16 protein-coding genes and 1 pseudogene are annotated in these 15,483 nt (G+C 68.1%); 1 reads left to right on the top strand and 16 read right to left on the bottom strand.

Annotated features, from left to right (window positions below):
- Positions 1-20: 20 nt before the first annotated feature.
- From H5399_RS17135 to H5399_RS17065, 16 genes and pseudogenes are all read right to left on the bottom strand, one after another.
- On the bottom strand, positions 21-563 hold the full coding sequence (locus tag H5399_RS17135) for a hypothetical protein (RefSeq protein ID WP_182784877.1): 543 nt from the start codon (positions 561-563) through the stop codon (positions 21-23).
- Positions 560-2,023 carry a M23 family metallopeptidase gene (locus H5399_RS17685; protein WP_220491104.1) on the bottom strand — a complete coding sequence of 488 codons (1,464 nt, stop codon included), beginning with the start codon at positions 2,021-2,023 and terminating at the stop codon, positions 560-562. The genes H5399_RS17135 and H5399_RS17685 overlap by 4 nt, the downstream gene beginning before the upstream one ends.
- On the bottom strand, positions 2,023-3,507 hold the full coding sequence (locus tag H5399_RS17125) for an ATP-binding protein (protein ID WP_182784876.1): 1,485 nt from the start codon (positions 3,505-3,507) through the stop codon (positions 2,023-2,025). The genes H5399_RS17685 and H5399_RS17125 overlap by 1 nt, the downstream gene beginning before the upstream one ends.
- Entirely contained in the window at positions 3,507-5,012 is a 1,506-nt protein-coding gene (locus H5399_RS17120) for an SCO6880 family protein (RefSeq protein WP_182784874.1), read from the bottom strand. Before H5399_RS17120 ends, H5399_RS17125 begins: the two co-directional genes overlap by 1 nt.
- Complete coding sequence (locus tag H5399_RS17115; RefSeq protein WP_182784872.1) at positions 4,993-6,465, bottom strand: hypothetical protein; 1,473 nt, start codon at positions 6,463-6,465, stop codon at positions 4,993-4,995. The genes H5399_RS17120 and H5399_RS17115 overlap by 20 nt, the downstream gene beginning before the upstream one ends.
- Before the next feature lie 3 nt (positions 6,466-6,468).
- Positions 6,469-7,242 carry a hypothetical protein gene (locus H5399_RS17110; RefSeq protein ID WP_182784870.1) on the bottom strand — a complete coding sequence of 258 codons (774 nt, stop codon included), beginning with the start codon at positions 7,240-7,242 and terminating at the stop codon, positions 6,469-6,471.
- Positions 7,243-7,246: 4 nt separating this feature from the next.
- Positions 7,247-7,579: a hypothetical protein gene (locus H5399_RS17105; RefSeq protein WP_182784868.1), complete on the bottom strand. Its 333-nt coding sequence runs from the start codon at positions 7,577-7,579 to the stop codon at positions 7,247-7,249.
- Positions 7,576-8,325, bottom strand: coding sequence for a hypothetical protein (locus H5399_RS17100; RefSeq protein WP_182784866.1), 750 nt, complete (start codon positions 8,323-8,325; stop codon positions 7,576-7,578). Before H5399_RS17100 ends, H5399_RS17105 begins: the two co-directional genes overlap by 4 nt.
- On the bottom strand, positions 8,322-8,492 hold the full coding sequence (locus H5399_RS17095; protein ID WP_182784864.1) for a hypothetical protein: 171 nt from the start codon (positions 8,490-8,492) through the stop codon (positions 8,322-8,324). The genes H5399_RS17100 and H5399_RS17095 overlap by 4 nt, the downstream gene beginning before the upstream one ends.
- A gap of 359 nt (positions 8,493-8,851) precedes the next feature.
- On the bottom strand, positions 8,852-9,271 hold the full coding sequence (locus tag H5399_RS17090; RefSeq protein ID WP_182784862.1) for a hypothetical protein: 420 nt from the start codon (positions 9,269-9,271) through the stop codon (positions 8,852-8,854).
- 373 nt (positions 9,272-9,644) lie between these two features.
- The gene (locus tag H5399_RS17085) at positions 9,645-10,421 is read right to left on the bottom strand and encodes a hypothetical protein (RefSeq protein WP_182784860.1); all 777 of its coding nucleotides are present in this window, start codon (positions 10,419-10,421) and stop codon (positions 9,645-9,647) included.
- A gap of 233 nt (positions 10,422-10,654) precedes the next feature.
- Positions 10,655-11,344, bottom strand: a complete 690-nt coding sequence (locus H5399_RS18715) for a MucR family transcriptional regulator (RefSeq protein ID WP_370585822.1) — start codon at positions 11,342-11,344, stop codon at positions 10,655-10,657.
- A gap of 35 nt (positions 11,345-11,379) precedes the next feature.
- The gene (locus H5399_RS17075; RefSeq protein WP_182784856.1) at positions 11,380-12,243 is read right to left on the bottom strand and encodes a nucleotidyl transferase AbiEii/AbiGii toxin family protein; all 864 of its coding nucleotides are present in this window, start codon (positions 12,241-12,243) and stop codon (positions 11,380-11,382) included.
- Positions 12,240-12,476 (bottom strand): hypothetical protein, encoded by a 237-nt coding sequence (locus H5399_RS18710; protein WP_370585823.1) that lies wholly within the window; start codon positions 12,474-12,476, stop codon positions 12,240-12,242. Before H5399_RS18710 ends, H5399_RS17075 begins: the two co-directional genes overlap by 4 nt.
- 219 nt (positions 12,477-12,695) lie before the next feature.
- Positions 12,696-12,797: pseudogene (locus H5399_RS18705) on the bottom strand (type IV toxin-antitoxin system AbiEi family antitoxin domain-containing protein); the annotation flags it as partial.
- Positions 12,798-13,170: 373 nt separating this feature from the next.
- Positions 13,171-13,428, bottom strand: a complete 258-nt coding sequence (locus H5399_RS17065) for a hypothetical protein (protein WP_182784852.1) — start codon at positions 13,426-13,428, stop codon at positions 13,171-13,173.
- Positions 13,429-14,052: 624 nt separating this feature from the next.
- Here H5399_RS17065 and H5399_RS17060 point away from each other — a divergent pair.
- Complete coding sequence (locus H5399_RS17060) at positions 14,053-15,342, top strand: hypothetical protein (RefSeq protein ID WP_182784850.1); 1,290 nt, start codon at positions 14,053-14,055, stop codon at positions 15,340-15,342.
- The last annotated feature ends 141 nt before the right edge of the window (positions 15,343-15,483 follow it).

The following is a 15,483-nucleotide window of genomic DNA, read 5'->3' as shown; positions in this document are numbered from 1 at the left end:
TAGGTGCTCGGGTGGGCTTGTCAGGTGGTGATGGTGATGGCGATCCAGCCGTGTGTGCTGTCGGGGTCGAGGATCAGGGTGACGTCGACGGCGGTGCCGGTGTCGAGGCGGTGGCGGGTGGTGATCTGTATGGGATCGGCTTCGATCACATGGGTGGGGCCTTGCTGGGTGGCGGCGGCGGGGGTGAAGCGGGGGTCGTCGAAGGCGGCGATCAGCGCCTCCGCCGCCACACCCTCGAGGCGCTCACGCCTCAGCTGCTGGTCGGCGGTCAGCCAGCCGACGACGAACTCGGTGGCCGCGGTGACCGCGGCCGCGATCTGGGCATCCTCGGGCGGGTCGTCGGGATGCACATCCACCGTCGCCGGGGTGGTGTCGAGTTCGTCGTCGCCGACCCAGCCCTCGGCCGCGCCCGTCTCCACCACCGACGCCGGCGAGGTGACCGGGTGGGAAGCGGGCGTGGTCGTGTGTGGTGTGGGTGCCTGTGTCGGCGTGTCGCTGCAGCCAGCGAGCAGCAGCGCGGCGAGCACTGCGGTGAGGAGGTGGGTGACGGGGTGTGGGGTCATGGGGTGCGTCCTCGGGTGCGGAACCAGCGGTCAGGATCGGTCGGGATACCGCCGACGCGGACCTCCAGGTGGAGGTGGGGTCCGGTCACGTTCCCGGTGGCGCCGACCCTTCCGATCACGGTCCCGGCGGTCACCGTCTGGCCGACCCGGACCATGGTGGTGGATTGGTGGGCGTAGTAGACGACGGTCCCGTCCGAGGCTTTGAGGGTGGTGAGGTTGCCGTAGGCGCCGGCAGACTCGGTGCGCGTGATGATGCCGTCAGTGACAGCCTTGATCGGGGTGCCGGTGGGGGCAGCGAAGTCGAGGCCGGTGTGGGCCTTCTTCCACCGGGGTCCGGTGTCGCCGAAGCGGGAGGTGAGGCGGTACTGGTCGACCGGCAGCACCACCGAACCGGATCCGACCGCGCTGGTGCCGGTGCCTTGGGTGCCGTGGACGGAGATGTGGACGTGGTCAAGGTGCGCGGCGGAGGGGTCGGGTCCGGTGTAACACGACGCGGCGTCACCGCAGCGCCGCCAGCCCTCGTCGGCGCGGGCGACGGACCAGAGGTGTTCGCGCCAGATCACATAGGTAACGCCGAGGGCGGTGGCGTTGGTGCGGGCCCATTCGGCGATCTCCGTGCCCAGCGTGATGCCGGCTGGGGAGAAGTAGTTGGGGATCATCACGTCGACGGCGCGACCGGTCCCGTGATCTTTCGGGTCGCCGGGGCGGACGCCGAGCAGCGATCGGATCTGCGGCCACTTGGAATGGATGCACCGCATGACCCGTAGCGCGTCGGGGGTTTGACCCCGCTCGGACGCCATCCCCGTCGGGGCACAGTCCAGGTCCGCGTCGAGGGTTCCGCAGTTGGCGAGGCCTGCGGGGTGGCCGGCGAAGAGGGCGACGAGGGTGCGGGCGAGGCCTTCGTGTTTGGCGTAGGCGTCGGGGTAGGCCGACACCTGCACCTTCTGAGCCGCCTGGGCAACCGACATGTGCTGCCAGCCGTCGATGTTGGTGAGGCCGGGGATGTGCCAGCCGCTGCGGGTGGTGTGGCCGAGGTAGAAGGTGCGGGCCTGGTACGCGTCGTCGGCCAAGATGCGGAGGTTCTCGGCTTGGGTGGTGCCGTCGGCGTACCAGCCGACCAGGGAGCGTTGCTGAAACAGCCCGACATCCCCATCCGAGTTGGGGATCGCGGCGGCGGGGTGGGCGCCGAGTACGGATTCCTGCATCGCGGTGGCGATCCCGACCACCGCCCCCGCCGGGCCGACACCGGTGTCGAGGGCCGCCGCGTAGATGAGGGCGGCGCGGTTCATCTGCCCCGCATCCAACTCGACGCCGACCGGGGTGTCGCCGGCCCAGCCGGCGCACGTGGCGCTGACGGACTGGGTCTGGTTCTGCGGTCCGGCCAGCGCCCCGGCGAACACGATCACCGGAGCCAACGGCAGCGTGAGCGCCGCTGCGATCGCGGCCAGTGCCTTCCACATCAGGTCAGGAGTTTCTGGTTGGTGTCGGTCAAGGGCAGTTCGAGATCCGCGTGGAGGGTCAGCGCGACCTTGTGGAGGCGGGGACCCACGCCGATGAGGGCTCGGCCTTTGCCGCCCATGGCCCAGCCGGTGACGATGTCGCGGGCGACCGGTCCGAGGTCGAGGAGCTGCTCCAGGTCGTCGGCAACCTCGGCGTCCTGGCCGAAGAGGACCTTGATGTCGCCGAGGTGGAGGAGGTCTTTGGCGATTTGCTGCGCCTGCGACCCGGCATGCCCCGCACCGAGATAGTCGGAGGGTTTGTGGGCGTTGGCGATCTCAATATCGCCGTGCGAGCGTGACAGGCGAAGATCGGCGTCGAAGGAGGAGACGGCGCCGGTGCCGAGGCGGAGTTGTCGCCAGACTTCGTCGCGGACGTTGATCCGCCGCCGGCCACTGACTTGGCGCATGGCGGTGCCCCAGGAGTTGAGACACATCAGCGCCATCCCGACGGCATCGTCACCCAACGGCATCAGGCGGGACAGCGATAGGGATTGGATCGGCGCGTTCCAGTCGATGGTGACGGTGGTGGGGGCGTCGAAGATCCCGGCGAAGACACCGGAGATGAGTTGCGCGACCGCGTCGCGCAGGAGGCGGGTGTCGTCGAGGAAGGTGTGGCGGTCCGGGTAGCGGAGCTCGGCGATCAGGTGGTCGCTGGGTGAGTGCAACTGTTGCCAGACCTGCGGGATCACGATCGGCCGCAACGCTCGGCTGTCCGCATCGGTGTGGGTGAGCTCGACGAGGACGGCTTTGAGGACCTGTTCCTCCGTCGGTCCCACCGCGACTTTCCTGTCGCCCACACTCTGGGAGCCGATCAGCGACCGGAGGAGGACGAGCCAGCGGCCGAAGATGACCGCCGAACGCCGCTCCTGCTCCACCCGGTCCAACTGGCCCCAGCCTGTGGCCAGCGGTCCGGGGTCGAGGGGGTTGAGGCGGGTGGGCATGCCGGGGCCGATGGCGAAGGGTTCGACGCCGAAGTGGCGGCACATCAGCTCGTACTCGTCCTTCGGATCTCCCAGGATCAACGCCTGGTACCCGAAGGCGAACATTCGGTTGAGGAACGCCTTCACCCACGCCGACTTCCCCCGCCCGGGTTTCCCGAACACGAAGATGTTCGGGTTCGTGACCGGGATGGAGTCGTTGAGGACCCAGCCGTGAGGGTCGACATAGAAGGTGGCGCCGTTGCTCATGTCGGTGCCCATCGGGGCCCCGGTCGGCGGCAAAGGGCTGCTCGTGAGGAAGGGCCAGAACACGCCGGCCTGGTCGGAGGTCATCTGGTACCGCTTCACCGCAGGCCGTGACGCCACCCACCCCGCCCCCCTGGCTGCTTTGCCGCGCCACGGCGGGGCGGAGGTGAACTCCCGCACCGACCGCTCACGCTCAAGCTGGGGCTTGGCCGGGAGGTCGTGGCCGAAGTCCGCGAGGAGGCGGTTGATGCTGCGGGCCATCACTGGTGCCTGGTGGTGAGGCTGACCCCGAGTGGGAGGGTGGCGGTGACGAAGGCCAGGTCCTGGGACATGTCGAGTCGCTGCGGGGCCATGCCGCCGCGGCGGATCGCCGCATCCAGCCGGCGGCCGAACTCAGCCACCGGGGCCGTCGCGGGAATGGTGACCGAGCAGAGGGCGTAGGGGTGGCTCATGGTGGCGCCCATCGCGAGCTGCACCTCGACCCGGTCCAGTTTCGCCTGCCGGCGGTGGTCCTTGGCGCCGGTGCGGACCCCGAGCCGGTCCTTCAACCCTTGCCCGAGGCTTTGGCCGAACTCCTGCTGCGCCGCCTTCCGATCCGCGGCCGACTGCTTCTCGATCGGGAACACGACCGCCACACTGCGCCGCTCCACCGCCTCCGACGGGGCCAGGACGTGTCCCCAGCCGCCCATGGTCGCACCACGCTCGGGCAGCTTCACCGTCGAGGTGACCGTCGCCCACGCATCATGCGCGTAATGCCGGAGCGCGGCATACGCCTGGGAGGGGCCGGCCAGCGCCCACGGCACCCCCGCGCACACCTCAGGATCGTTGGCTGCGTCGTGGGCGGCGGCGACGAGGCCGGCGCGGTCGCCGGGGGCGAACCCGAGGCGCACCGTCTGCGCCAACTCTGGGGAGGTGAGCCATTCGATGTCGCGTGCGCCCATAGGGCCGGTGACCACTGCCCCGATCTCGGCCGCCAGGGAGAGGAGGGTGTTCATCCGGCCATCGGTGGCGCCGCCCATGTGTCTGGCCTCGCGGCTGAGGCGGTTGTCGGGGATGACGAGGGTGATGAATGCTTCGGTTCGGACCCCGGCCTGGGACCAGCGCAGGTGCTCGATCTGCGTGGCCACCGACGTGACCGGCGCATCGGGGGTGATGTTGGCGCGTAGCCACAGTTCCCGCTCGGTGCAGTCGTCCGGGGTGGTGCGGACCATCAGGTGGATCTCGGAGATCAACTCCCCCCGGGCCGCGGTGTCCAGCAGTTCGGTCAGGCCGTCGGCGTACCGGTTGCACAGGGCGTCGGTGGCCATCGCGATCCCGTCATGCTCGATCCGGGCGGTGATCGCCCACGTCCTGGCCGCAGCATGTTTGATCACCGCCACCCGCCTTTGGGTGAGTCCGATGGGTGGGCCGTCGAGGACCTCGACTCCGGTCAGGGCGCCGGGCATGTCCAGCTCGTCCAGGTCCCGCAGTGTTCCGGTGGCGGCCCTCGACCGGAAGGTCAACCACCCGTTCAGGCCGGCGACCGCGAACGCCGTAGCGGCGGCGAGCCAGCCGACGGCGGGGCGGCCGCCGAGGGGGACGACGGTGAGGAACAGCAGCAGCAGCCACACGGGCACCCACATGATCCCGGCCAGCCAGCGTTGGGAGCTGATCGCCATCCACGCCGGGAACGTCGCCACCGATAGGAACAGCAGTTGGGGGACGGTCAGGCCCCAGATCACGCCGGCCTTCGGGGTGGTGAACGCGTCAAATGAACGTGCCGCCATTGTGGTCCTCCGCTTCTCTCACAGCCACAGGGGGCTGCGCCGCACGCTGCGGCTGGGTCGATGTCGTCGTGGTGGCGACTTGCGCCGGATGAGGAGCGCGGCGGATGTCGCCGGCCGGGTCGTACGGGTAGGACGGGTCGCCGGCCCCCATGCCGGAGGTGGTGTCGTTGACCAGGCCGGTGGCGCGGGCGCCGACCTGCTGGAAACCGTCGACGAGCTTCTTCGCGCCGAGGATCACGCCGGCCGCCACCACACCCACCGGACCCGCCACCGCACCCACACCAGCAGCAGCGCCGCCGGCAGCAGCACCCGCGCCAGCTGCAGCTCCCCCAGCAGCACCAGCGGAGCCGCCCGCGGCTCCCCCGGCGGCTCCACCGGCTCCGCCGCCGCCGGCGCCCGCTGCGGCGGGGCTGAGGCTGGAGCTCTGCGCCGCCGCGGCACGGCTCGCCGTGGCTGACTCGCCCGCACCAGCAACTCCCCCACCCCCAGAGCCTCCGCTGCTGCGGGTCACGGCGGTGTGGGCGTAGTCGGCGGCCGAGGAGGCGCCGGTGGTGCCGGCGAGGCCGGCGCGGAACGAGGCGCCGCTGGTGGTGCCCGGATCCACGAACGCCAACAACCGGAACAGAGCCACCGGCGACAGGGCGGCCACCGCGATCATCACCACCGATGGCAACGCCAGGGCGACGGCCTCCTGGCCGGAGTCCTCCATCCCCAGCGAGACGCCGGTGGCCAGCTGTACCCCCAACCCGAGCATCAGCGTCATCAACAAGGGCGCGATGGCGGCGGCATGGAACCAGCGAAACGCCTTCCAGAACCATGATTCGAACGGCTTGTACATCAGCCCGGCCGCGGCGATCGGTGCGGTGGCGGCGATCACGATCAGCGACACCGCCCGACCCAGCATCACCACCAGATGCGCCAACCCGGCCAGCCACAACACCAACCCCAGCAACATCAGCACTGTGGCGGTCGTGCCGGTCATCACCCCTTCGGTGAAGTCCAGACCGGCAGGCTCCCAGTCGGCCAGATCCGCTGTGCCCAGCAACTGGATCCGCAGCGCCGTGTTGAGGCCCTCCACAGCCGTGACCACAGCGGCGCCGTAGGTGTACCAGAGCGTGCACACCAGCAGGAACTTCACCGCCCCCCACATGGCAGCGGCCAGTGAGAGGGCGTCTCGGCGGAGCACGGTGCCGACCAGCTGCACGATCAGCAACATCAGCGCCAACGAGAGGCCGAGCCAGAGGGTGAGGCCGTAGACCGACCACAGCGCCGAGGAGGACCCGTCAGGGTTGAGGTTGGGGGTGAGGAACCAGTCCCCCAGCTGCAGCACGGAGCGCATCACCCACAACCCGGCACCCCACACCGCCATGCAGATCGCCACCCACGCATCCACCACAATCTGCCCACCCGCCGCGGCCAGATCACCGAACAACTCCCCGATCTGCTCCCACATGGCTCAGGCGTCCCGCCACGTGAGCCAGCCAGCCGCGCCGGCGAGCTCGGTGCCCGGCCACGTCGACGGGCCAGGAACCGGATGCGCCCCGGCCCCGACCAGCCAACGGTCTTCTCGCCAGGTCATGCGTTCGCAGTGCCCATAGGCCAGGCGGGCCTGGTCGCGGAACGTGTAGGTGATCTCCACCAACACACACACCACATGCCAGCCGTCGCCGTCAGAGCCCTTCACCTGCCCCGCCGAGGGGATCACCGTCAGTGACGCCCCCGGCTCCAAACCTCCCGGCATCCTCCCCGCTGTCAAGAACGACTGAATCAACCCCGACACCGGCCACGACCCCGCCGAGCCCGTGGGGTCCTCGAACCAGGACTGCTGCACCCGCTGCGCATGCGTCAGGTCCATCGAGCCCAGGACGGAAACCAGGATCTCCCCCAACTGCCCCACCGCACCCTCCGGCGTCTTCGGGTAGCCGGTCGGGATCCCCTCCGCACCGATCTGGGCAACCAGCGGGATGTCGATCGTCGGCAGGGTGCCGAGGGCAGGGGTGCCGCCGGTGGCATCCGCAGACGCCACCGGCAGCATCGGGGCGGCCGCGATCTCATCGCGCACCGAGACGTCGCCGGCCGGCAGGGAATCGACGACCTGCCCCGTCGTGGTGGGGGTCGGGTCATCGGCGACGGCGAAGTAGACAGCGAACCCCAGGCCGCTGAACAGCAGCAACGCCACCGCCGTGACGGCGGCCAGCAGGGTCAGGTGCGCGCGATCAGGCCTCATCATGGTTTTAGCGGGCGACGCAGCCGTCACCGAGGAACCCGGCCAGGATCCCCGGAATCACCAGATACAGCAGCGCGGCGCCGAGGATGACGAACACCCCGATCAGACCACCCTTGGACACGTGCGGCATCGAGAACACCTTGCCCATGATCACCGCCGCCACCGCGGCCAGGATCCCCGCCGGGAACGCCACCCACACCAGAGCCCACGAGAACCAGCCCAAGAACTCATCGACCAGGACCTGCGCCCCCGCCGGCGCCACCGGGCACACCATCCCCCGCCCCTCCGCCGGCACCACCACACCTGACGCGACGGCCTCGGCTACGAACTGAATGATCATGAGAGTTCCTCCACACACGACTTGATGACATCGACCGCGGACTGCAGCCGACGAGGAAGGGGATCGGCAGTAACCCCACCGACCCGAAGAGACGCACATTCCGGCACCAGCAGCAGCCGCCCCTCCGCTGCCGCGGCACGCAGCCTCGGCCCGCCGACCGAACCGACCTGGCGGGGCAGTGCCCGACCCGGGACACCGGTGATCGCTGGCACCACCCGCAGGCCGTCGAGAGTGTCCAGGCGGGCATTGAGACGCCGCACGCTCGGCACCGAGCAGGCGGCGACCACCACCAGCACCGCCGTCGTCGGCAGGTGGTCGGGCCATGGCCCGAGGTCAAGAACCGTGAACCCTGCGCCTGCGTCGGGGAGAATCGCAGCGTCGGGGTCGGTGCGGCGCTCCAGCCGCAGCCCGTCGCGGGTCCCGACGCTCCAGCCGTGCTGGAGGCCGAGTTCGGCCGACGACGCCGCAGCCAACCCCGAGGTGTGCGACACGGCGAGCTCCACCAGCCGGCTCGCGCCGACAGCCTCGGCGATCGCCAACGCCACCGTCGTGGTCCCCACCCCACCCGAAACACCGACCACACCCATCACCGCATCGGCCCCTGCGGGCAGTTCCCCCGCCGAGGAAGCAACGCGGTGCTCGGGGGCAACGCGGTGTTCGGGGGCCGGGTCGGGGGTGAAGGCGCCCGAGTGGAGGGCGGTGTAGGCGGCGCGCAACTCAGCCAGCGAGAAGGTGGCCGTGGTCATCGCTGCGCCTCCAGGGCGGCCTTCAGCTCATCCGGCGGAACGTCCAGCAGCTGCCGGCGGGCATCCAGAGCGTGCTGCAGCCGCTGAGTCCAGAACACCAACTGGTCACAGGCCTCCGCCTCACCCTTCGCAGCAACGATCAGCTGCTGCGTCTCCTCATCCGACATCGCGGTGGCCCCTTTCCCTGTCCTCGTGCTGTCCTGCCCTCTATGAACCCGGGCCAATCCCGGCCAGCGCGTAAACGAGTTCCAGCGACTCCACGCAGACAGGGAGCCCCTACGTGCGTGGCAGGAGGGAAGCCGGCTACGGCTGCTTGACCGTGGGAGTGGCAGGGCTTCTCCATGGAGAGGGCCGGGTGGGGGAAGCCAGCAACGTCGTGGGGGCCGGAGTGTCCAGAGCGCAGCAATGCCCGGCGAGCCGGCGTCAGGCACCGACCCGAGGCGGGCACTCCATCAACGCGCTAGGAACAATCCGGTGACCCCTGGCGTCATGCCGAAGAGGCCGTCTGTGATCGAAGCTGGGGCTCTCAGCACGGAGCCAATTCGGTCTCGGACAGTGCCGCCCGCCAACTCCCGTCGGGCATCTGTTCCATGAGGACCATGACCTTCATCGTCTGATCGGGCTGGATGACGCTCTCGCCGGGCTGGCCGCTGTCGATGTCGACGGTCTGCAGGTGGGCTGGGTCGAAGCAGTAGTTGATTTCAGAGGTGGTGACTCCATCGGTGTCGGTGATCGGCTCAGCGATCACCGCGTCACGGAAGATCACATACCCCTTGCGGATCAGGTTGTTGCCCCGAAGCCGCGCAATGACCTGGACGGCATCGGTGGCCTCCTGGCCAGTGGAGACGAGCTGGATCTCCGTCAGATCGATCAGGTCGGGATTCCGGGTGAACTTGTCCATGGTGATCTCGTGGGTTTCCCAGGCGTCGCGGATCTCAGCCTGCACGCCAGATTCACCCGCCGGCTGATCGGGAAACCATTGGCTCACCGACAGCTCCGCGCTCGGAGACAAGGCAGGGGTCGGAGACTGGGCAGGGGTCGGAGACTGGTCTGGGGTCGGCAGTGCACTGGAGGTGACTGGCGTCGGGGACGCGGCGGGGCTCTGGGTGGGCTGACCGGCAGCAGCGCAGCCTGCCAGGAGTGCACTCAAGGCGGTCATGGTCACGGCTACTACCGCTGCACGTCGTGGGTTCATGGTCTAGATCATCTCCAACAGATCGATCACCGACTCGCCTCACCGATTCGAGCGGCGACCAATGTCGGTGGAACTCAGGGTCGGTGTGCAGCCCTCGATGTGCGCGGGCAGACCGACGAATGGGTCAGGCGGCGGTGCTGCGGGCTGCTTCGCGGAGGACCGTCAACGCCTTCCTGGCGCGGTACTGCAGCTGATCGACGGTCTCTCCGGGCTGGACCAGCTGCACACACGCCGACCGGGCTGTGATACCCGCGCTGGACCGCGACGTGATCCCGTCCTCGTGGGCAGTGACCGCCAGCGCGACCAGCAGATCCATGTCCTCCCTGCTGAGCCCCGCTTCGGCCACCGCCCACCAGTACAGGTCGGTGGTGTTCAGTGGCCTCATATACGCCCCGCGATGATTGAGACGCTCCACCGCTTCGAAGTCCAACGTGGCCCGATCCCGCCAGATCCGCTCCGCCGTCTCTCCCCAACCGAAGTCGCGGTCGATCGCCCGACCGACCCGGCGGGCGACCCCCTGCGGGATCCAGCCCTTCATCGGATCGTCCCACGGATACTGCGCCACCTCGGTCCACAGATAGCCAGCCGCCACATCCTCCAGCTGCCTCACGTCATGGGTCATGGAAGCCCGCCGCATGACGGTCGCCTCACATGCGGGCAGCACCAGGAACACCAGCACCGCTGTCGCGGCGACCCGTGACTCCTCCACCAACGTCAGCCGACCCAACGCGAGGAACATCTCCCGGTCCTCCTGCCAGTCGACATCATCCATCCGCCACTGCGCTACCTCCCTGTGCGAGGCGAACCGGGTCAGCAGGGGTTCGCTCCTGGTCCACAGCGGCCAGGTGTCGTCGGCGGCCTGAAGTAGAGGGTCGAGATGGAGGGCGGCGCGCACGCTCATCGCAAGGGGTCCTTTCGCGGTTGGTCCGCGATGAACCTCCCGCGGGCACCTCTCCCGTTCCCTACCCCCAAAGCCCGCCCCACGAGGGGTACGCCACCCCGATTCAGCGTCTGGCTAGGGGTGATGAACCTACCCCCGAAAACTTCACCAGGCCGCTGGACAGCAACGCTCCAAGGCATGCACTAGGGGTGGTGCGACGTGCTCGGCGGGTCTCTCAGCCGCGCCGACGCCCACTATCCCGGGGGCGTTGCGGTCGTTTCACCCACCGCGGTGGACAACGCTGTGCACAACGAGGGTTGCGGTCCCTCAGTTCGGGGTTCCCCAGTCGGGGCGGGGATGGGTGCGCGCATCCATTTCTGACTACGACCCAGGACTGCGGCGATCTCCGCCGACGTGACCCGGCTCCGCTGCAGCGCCGCGATCAACGACCCGACCTCCTCGGGCGCCGCCCGCAGCAGGTCGTCACGTTCCTCCCCGGTCAGGCGCCGCCACCGCGCCTTGACCGGTCTCGGCTCCGCCAGAGCCGCCTGGCGATTCTCAAGCTCAACTAGGCGCGTGACACGGCAGTCGTCACACAGCTTCCCCGGCACCGTCAAAATCGTGCCGCACCGCCCACACGGATGCGCACGACGCCGCGGCCGCCCCGCAGACACGACCGCCAGCGACTCCTCATCGGCGATCCCGTGCCGATCCCGATACACCCGGACCCTGAGTTCATGGGCACGGGCCAGATGGATACCGAGACTGGCGAACCGCTGCCCACACTCATGACACAAGACCCCATCAGCGGTGCGGTCCACCCTCCCCCACACGCCATGACCACTCGGATCCCCAACCCTCAGATCGTCAACGGTGGGCAGCCCCAGACCCCGGCGGACCCTCCTCGCGTGGAACACACACAGCGGATCAGCCGTCTGCGTCATGCATCCGAACGCCCCACACCGCGACACGCCCACGGTCACAGATCCTCCTGGGTGCTCGGAGGGCCGAAGATCGGGTCGAGGACAGCGGCCACCCGCGCGATCTGGTCGTCGAGGAGCTCGTCCGCGACGGCCTCGAGTCGTTCCTTGCGGCGCCACGCGGCCCACTTGGCCTGGGCAACCTGCCCGTAGCCCGCCAGCACGCGGCTGACCGGTTGGAGGAGCACACCCCGGTGGGCAGCCACCGCCGCCGCGGCGAGGCGCAGATCGTCGCGGTTGATCTCCTGACCATCCAGCTGGACGATGTCGACGTAGTCGCGCCAGCGGGTGCTCGTGATCCCGCGCTCCAGGATCGTCACCCCCTTCTCCGCGATGCTGGTCTCAGCGGCATAGCCGAGCACCTCGATCGGATCACCGTCGACACGCTCGATGCGCACCATCCTCGGTGGCGGGACGATCGGATCCCCGGTGGAGACATCCCAGGCCGCGGCACCTCGCCACACCCCGAGCCTGGCCCCGAACCGCACCCGGAACCCGGGATAGTCAGCCTCCTCGCGGATCTCAGTCACCTCGATGCTGCCCGCGTCGAAGACAACCCCATCGTCGAGCTCCATCGCGGCCAGGTCCCGCACCAACTCCGTCAGATGTGCCGGCGTCACATCGGCAGAGATCGCGTTCACATCGACATCCTTGGTGGCTCGCCGCCACCCGTACGAGGCCAGCAGGATCCCTCCCTTGATCACGAAAGCATCGCCATGGCGGCTGCGGGTCAGCCGGTCGAGGAACGACTCCAGGACATGCCGGGTCAGATACTCCTGAGTCGGCGCCGGGCTCCCGGTCTTCGACGCCGTCGACCGCGCCGCCGCCTGCAAACGGCGGAACACCTCCTCCCCCGTGCTCACGTCAACGCCTCCAACGCCGCCAACGTCGGCGCCTTCGCACGCGGCAACACGAGGGCCAGCTCCACCAGACGGGCCGGTGTCCCGCCACGGCGCAGCCACTCCTTCAACGCGTCCCGTGCCAACTCGTAGCCCACCTCGCCGCGGAGCCGGAACGCGTCAACGATCGACCGCTCCGCCGAGTACAACCCGATCCGCAGATCCGACCCCGGAATGAGCACCTCCTCACGTCCCACACCGAACGTGTCACGGTCAAAGGAATGCCACACGATCGAACCGCTGCCGGCAGGGATCCTCGACCCACGAGGGATCGCCACATCCAACCCAGCCGGAATCTCGTCAGTGAGTTCATGATGGGCCAGCGCCGAGGCAAGACAGACCGTCGCATCCCGACGCCGCCTCGCGGCCTCAACCAGGTCCCAGTCCACGCCCGCGTCATCAACCGGCACGTAGATCCCCCGAGCGATCCGCTCGTACCGACCATCCCGGGCAGCCCGATACAACCCACTCCGAGACAGACCCACCTGGTGCGCCGTAGCCGGTGTCAATGTCCCCACTCCACTCACCCCCTTTGAAATGATCCGTAGACAGCTAATGCTACCTGATGACGGATCAGCTCAAGGGTTGGCTGTGCAGAACAGGACCCCGTGCCCTCGTCAGAGCGGGAGTAATCCCCGGCGCATACCTCCTGGACGAGTTGGGGCCCTTCCGAGCCCGCCTACAGATCCTCTGAGCCGAGCTTGCCTGATCCGTCATGGAGCCGACCGCTATATAGGGGTCCATACTGCGCCCTATATAGGCGCTACATAGGGGCAGCCAGGCTTGCACACACCAGCAGCCTGCGGCGGTCACCATCCACCCCACCCCCGAGCGCAAGCGACCCGCCACAGCGCACCGCGCCGACCGCCCAGTGCCCCGCGGAGGGCAGAGTCAGTTCGTCAACGGCTTCGACGGCCGGCGCTTCTCGTCAGCGAGTCCGCAGACCCTGGGGCGAGCTAGCAGGAGACCGGGATTCTGGGCGGAGAGGACATGTAGAAGCTCCGTCAGCAGGGTCTCGACGAGCTTGTCGACGTACTCGGGTGGATAGCTGACGACCGGATCGTCCACCACGCCGACGTCCTCACCCTCAAAGGCGCCAGCTACCGACTCCGCAACCGAGGCGTCGACCCTCCCCAGCATCCGCACCACCACCGAAACCCCCAGCTAAACTACCCACACCCGTCCAGTTTTCGCCCGTCGAAACCGACCAGTTTCGGGCGTCGTCCACACACAGGCCTCCGCCTCTCCGCGGTCACGATCAGCTGCTGCGTCTCCTCATCCAACATGCCACGGTCACCCCTTCTCTCTTGCCTTTGCTGGTCCTGCCCTCTTAGAACCCGGACCAGCATCAGCCAGCGCGTAACCGACGGCCTAGGACTTTCCTCGTGGTTCGGAGCTGCGGCCACGGCCTACGCGGGGGTAGCTGTGTGGGCTGTGCGGTTGGGCGGCTTCGGTGCGGGTGGCTGCCTCGTGGAGCACCCGGAGTGCGCGACTGACCCGGTACTGCACCGGTCGGCGGACTGGGCCGACCAGTGCAGATACACCGGGCTTAGTAGTCACACCGGCCTCGATAGGTGTCGGAGTGCTCCGGCACAATGGCTAGGTGTCCAGCCGAGCCCTTCCGAGCCTTCGCCCGATCACCGACGACCTCTCCGCTGATTGGGCAGCGCCGTGTCCCCGCCGCCTGCGGCCGTTCTCGGTTTCCCTCCGGGGCTCCCGGAGTCGTTCCACGCTGACCTCGAGGAGGTCTCTCTCACTAGCGGCAGATCACAGATGAGCGTCTCCAAGGTCAGCCCTGCACAGCGTCAGGATGAGGACTACACGCTGCGGTGGCCCCCCACGCTCTTGAAGAGGGAGCTCTCCCGAGAACTCAACCATCGCACCGTCAAGGACTGGGGAGAACGCTGTGAGCTGCTGCTGGAGCAGGCCTTCGTGAGCCGGCGTGCTGTGGACGACTTCCGAGCTCATCAACCAGAGCCAGCCGATCCCTGGGGCCGGTCGATGGTTTCGGCCGCGCCACGACTGACTGATCAGCAGCGCTGGCTGCAGCAGCTACTCAGCAGGGTAGACACGTTGCCCACTATCACCACCACAGCAAGACCGTACTTCTCCCAACGCCATGCGGTCTCGACAAGGACGGCTGCGAGGTCTATCGAGTCAGCGGCAGGGCTGTTCGTGAGTCTGTTCAGCGAGCTTGAAGACCTTGGCTACTTTGAGGAGACGATGGGGAAGGATTGCCCAGACGATCCCACAGCCGTCGACCCCGCTGATGCAATCGCGCTGAAGCTGTCCCGCCCTGGTTTGTGGCCCATCGATCCGGAGCTATGCCGCAAGGACCCGACGCTGCTGTTCGATCTGATCGAGGTTCTTCACGATCTTGTGTCTGCCCCTCGTGCCAGGTGGATGCACCCCTTCGGAGGTTGTGGCTGGCATCACGGTGACTACTCGGGTTCACGAGGTCAGGAGGTCTACAGGTGGCGCGTCAACAGGCTCCTTGAAGACTCGGCAGCAGACCTCTACCTCGCTGAGGCTGGGGAGGATCGCGGCCGTCTCGTCCATGTCCTCGATCCCGCACGTCACGAACTGATCGAGAAGATGACCGACCCAGCACGCGAACCTCGCGACGATGTCTTGCACGCCATCGCTCTCTACCGATCGCGAGGTGCCACAGTGCAGGACAAGACGTCCGCCAATCGGGCCCTTGCAGGTGTACTTGAGGAACGGCGGGCGCTGCTCAAAGACGTGCTGGTCACGAAGGATGAGTCCGCTCTGTTCGAGATCGCCAACAAGTTCTCCATCCGTCACAAGGATGCTCGCCAACGCTCTGACTACGACCCCGTGTTCCTGGACTGGATCTTCTGGTGGTACCTCGCCACAGTCGAGCTGACAACTCGAGTCCTCGACTCACGAGTGTCAGCAGCACGTGGCGCTACTGGCGTCGCTCAAGCTGCAAGGGTCGGCGACGACGCGCAGGGCGGGACGGGAGATCCACTCGTTACTCGCCCAAGAGGCCCGGCCCCGCACGGAGCCTGGCCATCTGTCGAGCAGAAGGAAACACCATGACCGATCAGGGACTTCTGTCGAGATGCACTGCAGTTTGTACGACTTCCCGCGTACCAGTTTGTGAATCGGGGTGCTGGCCCGCGATTCGTACAAAGTAGGGCGGCCGCCCTCAGCGGCTGACGCCTGTGACCGAGTGTTCAG

This window comes from Tessaracoccus sp. MC1627 (assembly GCF_014164725.1).
Taxonomy (GTDB): domain Bacteria; phylum Actinomycetota; class Actinomycetes; order Propionibacteriales; family Propionibacteriaceae; genus Arachnia.
The sequence above is the reverse complement of the archived record's forward strand: the minus strand, read 5'-3'. Positions and strand labels throughout refer to the sequence as shown.

What these genes read in the sequence shown, in the direction of transcription:
- H5399_RS17085 (WP_182784860.1), bottom strand. Translation starts at nt 10,421, where the DNA reads ATGAGCGTGCGCGCCGCCCTCCATCTCGACCCTCTACTTCAGGCCGCC.
- H5399_RS17095 (WP_182784864.1), bottom strand. Translation starts at nt 8,492, where the DNA reads ATGTCGGATGAGGAGACGCAGCAGCTGATCGTTGCTGCGAAGGGTGAG.
- H5399_RS17125 (WP_182784876.1), bottom strand. Translation starts at nt 3,507, where the DNA reads ATGGCCCGCAGCATCAACCGCCTCCTCGCGGACTTCGGCCACGACCTC.
- H5399_RS17100 (WP_182784866.1), bottom strand. Translation starts at nt 8,325, where the DNA reads ATGACCACGGCCACCTTCTCGCTGGCTGAGTTGCGCGCCGCCTACACC.
- H5399_RS17120 (WP_182784874.1), bottom strand. Translation starts at nt 5,012, where the DNA reads ATGGCGGCACGTTCATTTGACGCGTTCACCACCCCGAAGGCCGGCGTG.
- H5399_RS18715 (WP_370585822.1), bottom strand. Translation starts at nt 11,344, where the DNA reads ATGACGCAGACGGCTGATCCGCTGTGTGTGTTCCACGCGAGGAGGGTC.
- H5399_RS17115 (WP_182784872.1), bottom strand. Translation starts at nt 6,465, where the DNA reads ATGTGGGAGCAGATCGGGGAGTTGTTCGGTGATCTGGCCGCGGCGGGT.
- H5399_RS17105 (WP_182784868.1), bottom strand. Translation starts at nt 7,579, where the DNA reads ATGATCATTCAGTTCGTAGCCGAGGCCGTCGCGTCAGGTGTGGTGGTG.
- H5399_RS17110 (WP_182784870.1), bottom strand. Translation starts at nt 7,242, where the DNA reads ATGATGAGGCCTGATCGCGCGCACCTGACCCTGCTGGCCGCCGTCACG.
- H5399_RS17060 (WP_182784850.1), top strand. Translation starts at nt 14,053, where the DNA reads ATGAGCGTCTCCAAGGTCAGCCCTGCACAGCGTCAGGATGAGGACTAC.
- H5399_RS17135 (WP_182784877.1), bottom strand. Translation starts at nt 563, where the DNA reads ATGACCCCACACCCCGTCACCCACCTCCTCACCGCAGTGCTCGCCGCG.
- H5399_RS17685 (WP_220491104.1), bottom strand. Translation starts at nt 2,023, where the DNA reads ATGTGGAAGGCACTGGCCGCGATCGCAGCGGCGCTCACGCTGCCGTTG.